At 60.5% G+C, this 6429-nt stretch carries 3 protein-coding genes; all 3 read right to left on the reverse strand.

The features are described 5' to 3' along the window. On the reverse strand, window positions 1-2133 hold a 2133-nt coding region (locus tag QZT71_RS11600; protein WP_295916369.1), incomplete at its 3' end, for a hypothetical protein. A 35-nt stretch (window positions 2134-2168) separates the two neighbouring features. After that, window positions 2169-3740 (reverse strand): RagB/SusD family nutrient uptake outer membrane protein, encoded by a 1572-nt coding sequence (locus QZT71_RS11605; RefSeq protein ID WP_295916371.1) that lies wholly within the window; start codon window positions 3738-3740, stop codon window positions 2169-2171. A gap of 18 nt (window positions 3741-3758) precedes the next feature. Further along, on the reverse strand, window positions 3759-6429 hold a 2671-nt coding region (locus tag QZT71_RS11610), incomplete at its 5' end, for a SusC/RagA family TonB-linked outer membrane protein (RefSeq protein ID WP_295916374.1).

A 6429-nucleotide genomic window follows, 5' to 3' on the forward strand; every position in this document is an offset into this window, starting at 1 on the left:
GGCCTCGATGGCCTGCGTGCGCGCCTTGACCGGCGCCGCCTGCGATGCTGCGGCCGGCGCCAGTTTCAGCGGCACCATGCTGATGGCCGAATAGCTCCGCGAGCCTACGTACTCGCGCAGGTAGTTGGCGCCGGTAGTCTGCGGCGAACTGAAGAGCAGGAACATGTAGCTCTCGACCGGCTTCTCCGCATAGGGGCTCGACGCCCAGTAGAGCTTGTCGCCGATGTAGCCGATAGCCATGCTGTTGCCGCCCCAGTAAATCGAAATGCCGTCGGAGAACCCGAGTACGGCGTAGTTCTGGCCGTACATGCCGGCAGACTGCGGCTCGATGATAATCATGTGTTTCTCGGCGTCGTAGTATCCGCTTATCTGAGGAGCGAAGTCGCGCATGTCCGACATGCCGCGGATGATTACGTCGCGGTCGTTGACACGGGTGATGTCGATACGGAAGTTGCCCGCAATGTCGTTCGAGCCCGCCGTGATGGTCGCCGAGGCGCTGAATGCGCCGAGGAAATCCTCCATGTTTTTGGTCTGGTCGAAGTCCGAGGCGAAATAACCGTGGGTCGAGGCGGTCTTGGATACGAACGCTGTGTCGCCGTACGCGTTGGTCATCTGCAACGCCAGCACGTAGCCGCTGCCCTGGTCGAGGGGACTGAACGTCGTGGCGCGCCCCTCCTCCGAGTTGATGGCGGCGATAATCTCCGGGTCGATGTCGTATCCGCGGCTGACGGTCAGCTCCTCGAGGCTCATGCCGAGCGCTTCGCACAGGTAGTCGGCGACGCCGGATTTTACGCAGAGGTACTTCATCTTGACGACGTTGGTGGTCTGCATCTCCCATACCAGCGTGTTGTAGGGCGAGTATCCCGGCAGGTCGGTCGGGGCGTAGAACTTGAATTCGTTGACCTTGACCGCGAAGTCGTTGTCGGGGTCGCACGTGAAACGCTTGCTGTAAAGGCCGCACGGGTTGCTGACCGAGTCGTAGGCCAGCGCTACGGCCGTGTAGCTGCCGCGCGGGACGTTCCATACCGATTCGTCCTCGCCGTTGAGCGTCATGACGGGAACGGGGCCCTCGTAGGTGTCGTCGATAAGCTGCTGGCGCACCTGATCCTGGAGTTTCTTGTCGCCCGAGATGTCGCCCTCGACGACCGTGGCCTTGTACGAGCGGGCGTAGCTGTTGGGCGAGAAGCGGAGTTTGGCGGATTTGAATCCGGTCGGCGTGGCTTCGATGCCCAGGTATTCGATGTCGACCGTGGGCGTGGTGTCGGCTTCGCTGTCGAATACCAGTGTTTCCTTACCCTGCGCGAAGTAGCCGCCCGAAACGTAGTAAATCAGGTAGAACGAGAAGGTGTCCTTGCCGTCGAACGTACAGGGATAGGAGGCGTAGGCCGAATCGCTGCCCGTGTAAACCGCCATGTCGGCCACGAATACATACTCGTTGTAGTTCGAGTTGAAGTAGCCGATGGACTGCGCCGGAACGGTGCAGGTGTTGTCGTCGTGGACGATGAATTTGAACGTCACGCCGCTGGCCCAGTCTTTCAGGCGGAAGATGTTGGCGCCTACGGCCTTCTCGACCTCCAGTCCCGAGTCGCGGCCCGTGTAGTAGAGCGAATAGTGGTAGGTCGCCAGCTGCTGGATTTCCTCCCCGCTGCCGTCGATGCGCATGTAGGGTTCCCAGGTCAGTTCGTACGAGGCCGAGAGGGTCACCTTGTCGGTGAACTGCGAAACCTGCGCCCCGTCGTCGCCCGGATTGGCCTCGCGGCCGGAAATCATGAGCGTCGTCTTGTAGCTCGAACCCATGACGAAGTTCGAGAGGTCGACCTGTACGGGAACGGTCACCGAGTGCTCCCCGTCCTCGAAAGTCGCTTCCGACGGAATGCTGAACAGTGCGGAGTCGTTGCCTTTCTGTGCCAGGAACACCTTGTAGGTGCCCTTGCTGCCCGTGCGGGCGATTTCTACGTTCATGATTCCGCTTTCGGCATCCTGCGCGAACTCCTTTTCGATGGACGACTGGATGAAGTGTATCTGCTTCGAATCGTCCTTGTTGGGGGTGTAGTAGGTGCCCTCCTGCGTCTTGCTGCAGGCTGCGCAGAACAGCAGGAGTGCCGCACCCAGGTATTTCGATATGTTTTTCATAGTGTACATGGATTAATCGCTTCTACAATGCGTTATCAGGGGTTCTGGTCTTCCTCGTTGATATTGGGGTTGGCGTCCAGCTCGTCCTGCGGGATGGTCAGCACCCAGTCGTAGGTGTCGGGTTTTGTAAGGTCGACGTTGCGGCGGCTCATGCCCGAGAGGCACTCTTCCGAGAATCCGTCGTCGGCACGGCGGTCGATGCCCTGTCCCAGGCGGCGGACGTCGAACAGACGGCCGTATTCGCCCCAGAGCTCGATGCGGCGCTGGATGAGGATGTCCTCGAGCAGCGAGCCCGTCCAGGTCGTTGTCGTGGCGCCGAGGTTCAGGCCGCTGCGGTAGTTGGCGTTGTATTTCGGGTCGCGCTCGGCCATGACGGTGTTCATCAGGTCGCGGGCGATTTGGACGTTGCCCGGCAGGTTCTCGGAGCGGAGCGCCGCTTCGGCGGCCGTGAAATACATCTCCTCGACGCGCATGTAGAGGTAGTCGCCGAGCCACGAGGCTACGTTGCTGAAGGCGAACTTCTTGCCGATGTAGGGCGACTCCTTGTCGTTGGGATCCCACCAGTCGCGGCGCACGTCGGTCGAACTCATGCGGTTGTAGAGCTGCTTGTTGATGAGTTTGGGGGCCGATTCGGCATAGGCGCCCTGCTGGTTGTCCATGTGGGCGAAGAAGCTGGCGTAGCCGCCCGCCTGGTCGGCAATCTGGATGCTGGCGCCCCAGATGACGTTGGACTTGTCGAGCGAGTTCATACCGCCCGTCAGGTCGGCCTTGGTGCCGACGGCGTAGCCGCCCTGGTCGATTACGCGCTTGGCGGCCGTGTAGGCGCCGTCCCAGTCGCCCGCTGCCAGGCATGCGCGCGACTTGATGCCCAGTGCCGCGTAAAGGCCGATGTGGGTCTTGTTGGCGGTCGCCAGCGAATTCTCCCTGCCTTTTTCGAGGTATTCGATTGCCGTGTCGATGTCTTCGTCGATGCGGTCGTAAACCTGCCGCAGCGTGGCGCGCGGTTGGCCGCCGGTCTTAATCGAGGTGCCCGTGGTGTAAATCGGCACGCAGGCCTCGTCCCAGCGGGCGGTGCCGCGCATGGCATTGTAGGGCGTGCGCGAGAACCAGGTGGCCAGGTTGAGGTAGCAGAGCGCGCGGATGGCGTAAGCCTGGCCTACGACATAGGCGACGTCGGCTTCGCTGCCTGCCATGGCCGGGGCGGCGTCGATGACGTAGTTGACGTTGGCAATCCATTTGTAGTTGGCGTACCAGACGTCGTACGAACGGAATGCCGAACTGGTGTAGTTCGACTTCACGTTGTAGGTGTGGTCACCCCAGAACCAGCCGTTGCCCTGCCCCTGCATGACGAGGTCGTCGGCCATGGCGTCGAGCGCGAGGTTGTAGGCCGCGATGCCGAAGCACTGGTGGGTGTTGGCGGTCGTGGACCAGCCTGCGGTGCGCATCGAACTGTATACGCCGTTTATCGAAGTGATGGCCGTCGAGGCCGATTTGAGCATTTCGTCGCCCGAGCCCGAGTCGGTCGGGGAGAAGTCGAGCATCGACTGGCTGCACGATGCCAACGCCAGCGCGGCGAACGAAATGATGCTGTATATTGCTTTTTTCATAGTTGTTTCCTCCCTTGGTTAAAAGTTCAAATCCAGGCCGAACGCAATCACGCGCGAGGGGGCGTAGCTGTAAGCCACGCTTCCGGTGAAGTTGTACTGCGGGTCCATGCCGTCCATGTGGTTGAACATGGCGATGTTGTCGAACGAGGCGTAGATGCGCAGCGATTCGATGTCCAGTTTGCTCAACCAGCGCTTGGGCAGCGTATAGCCGATCGTGATGTTCTTGATGGCGAAGTACGAGGCGTCGATGAGCGAGTTGTCGGACGTGGCGTAGGTGCCGGCCACTTCGAGCATCGGGACGTCGGTCCTGTCGCCGGGTTTCTGCCAGCGGCGCCTGGCGTTCTTGTGCCAGTTGTTGCCCGCGTACTGTACGTACATCGAACCGTTGTAGAGTCCGTCGTAGACGTATCCGCCGATGGAGTAGGTCGTCAGGAACGAGAAGTCGATGTTTTTGTATAGCACGAAGTTCGAACCGATGCTGCCGAAGAGCTTGGGCTCGCGGCTGCCGTGGTAGTATTTGCTCAACGTGGCCATCGAGGCGTCGTCGGTGATGTATTCGTCGCAGCGCACGTTGCCCGGCTCGCCCTTGTCGTTCACGCCCTTGGTCCAGTAGGCGTAGTAGAGCTGTTTACCCGTCGCGGGGTCTACGCCGGCGGTTTTCGGAAGGTAGAACGTGTAAATCGGCTTGCCGACCTCGATTACGCGGATACCCGAGGTGATGACGTTCTGTCCGCCCGTCAGCCCCAGCACCTTGTTGCGGTTGAAGGCGCCCATGACGGTCGCATCCCAGCGGAAGTTGGGCTTGTCGAGTACCGTTCCGCGAATCGAGGCCTCCAGTCCCTGGTTGCGCATCGACCCGACGTTGGCGTTGTAACCCGTGAATCCGGTCGAAATGGCCATCGGGTTTTCGAGCAGCATATCGGTGGTCTTGCGGTTGTAGTACTCGACAGACAGGGCGAGGCGGCCCCGGAACATCGTGGCTTCGATACCCGTGTTGAGGTTGCCGTTCTTCTCCCACGTGACGGCTTTGTTTTCGAGCTTGGTCACGAATGCGCCCGCATCCGTGGCGTTGGGCCAGGTGTAGTCGTAAAGGCCCTGCCATGCGTAGTAGGTGCCCAGGTTGTCGTTACCCTGTACGCCGTACGACACCTTCAGCGTCAGGTTGTCCAGCCACGAGCGGGTGTTCTGCATGAACTGCTCCTCGGAGATGCGCCACGACGCGCCGACCGACCAGAAGTGTCCCCAGCGGTCGTCGGGATGGAAGCGCGACGAACCGTCGGTACGCCAGCTGGCGTCGAGGTAGTAGCGGTCCTTGTATCCGTAGTTGACGCGCGAGAAGTAGGACTCGATCGCCATGTTGTGCGAGTAGCTGCTGTTCAGGGTCGTGGTCACGGCCGGGTCGAGTTCGTCGATGCCCTCCACGATGCCGGTCTTCTGGCCCTGCGCGTAGTTGTATTTGTAGCGGTAATACTCGTGGCCGAGCAGTACGTTGATCGAGTGGTCGCCGAAGGTGCGGTCGTAGGTGAGCAGCTGGTTGAACGTGTAGCTCAACGTGCGGGTGTTGATTTTGCTGATGCGTCCGCCCTGCTGTGCGGCGTTGCCGTGGTATTTGTCGTGTACGATCGTGCCCTGGTAGTCGTTGAAGTCGGTGCCCAGGTTGAGCGAGAACTTCAGTCCGTAGAGCTTGGCCTCCTCCCGGGTCGTGCCGAAGGTGACGTAGCTGCGGGCCGAGAGGGTGTTGCGCGTGTTGTAGGACTTGTTGTTGTAGAGCTCGGCCTTCGAGTTGAATCCCTGGGCCGAGGGGCGGTTCGCAAAACCGTTGTCGTCTTTCTCACCGTACTCGTACTGGCGGTTGCCGTACTCGTCCAGCACGTTCTCGCCCTGCATGTTTTTCAGGTAAACGGGGTAGACCGGGGCCATGAACTGCGCCGTGTACCACACGTTCGAGGCGCTCGTGTCTGTGAAACTCAAGTAGTCCGATTCGCTGTGCGAGAAGTTGGCGTTCATGCCGATTTTGAACCAGTGCTTGGCCTGCGTATCGACGTTCACGCGACCCGTATAGCGGTCGAAGTCGGTGTTTTGCAGGATACCGTCCTCCATGTAGTAACCCAGCGATACGAGGTAGTTGGTGCGTTCCGAACCGCCGTTGACCGAGAGGATGTGCTCGGTGCGCACGGCCGAGTTGTCGCTGATTTCGTCCATCCAGTTCTCGTTCCACGCCGCTTTTGCGTCCGGGCGGATTTTGCCCGTCGAGGGGTCGATGAGCGTTTCCCACGTATAGTTTTTGTAGGGGTTGTAGTACTCCGGGCTTTTCAGGCCGCCGATTTGCTGGCCCAGGTTGGCCGCCGCATAGCGGCTGGCGCCCTCGAAATCCATGCCTTTGCCGTACTGGGCGCTGTTGCGCAGCGCTTCGTAGCTCATCTCGACGTAGTCGTTCATGCCGACCAGGTCGTACCGGTTCAGCGCGCGCGAGGCGATGCCGACGTTGCCCTTGTACGATATGCGGATGCGGTCTTTCTTGCCTTTCTTGGTCGTGATGACGATTACGCCGTTGGCGCCGCGCGAACCGTAGAGCGCGCCGGCCGAAGCGTCCTTGAGGACGGTCATCGACTCGATGTCGTTCGGGTTGAGCGAACTCAACGAACCGTCGAAGGGAATGCCGTCGACCACGTAGAGCGGGGTCGACACG

The sequence above is a fragment of the uncultured Alistipes sp. genome, from assembly GCF_902388705.1.
GTDB lineage: Bacteria > Bacteroidota > Bacteroidia > Bacteroidales > Rikenellaceae > Alistipes.

Bases quoted from the DNA above. Each gene is read 5' to 3' on its own strand.
- QZT71_RS11605 (WP_295916371.1), bottom strand. From the start codon at position 3,740: ATGAAAAAAGCAATATACAGCATCATTTCGTTCGCCGCGCTGGCGTTG.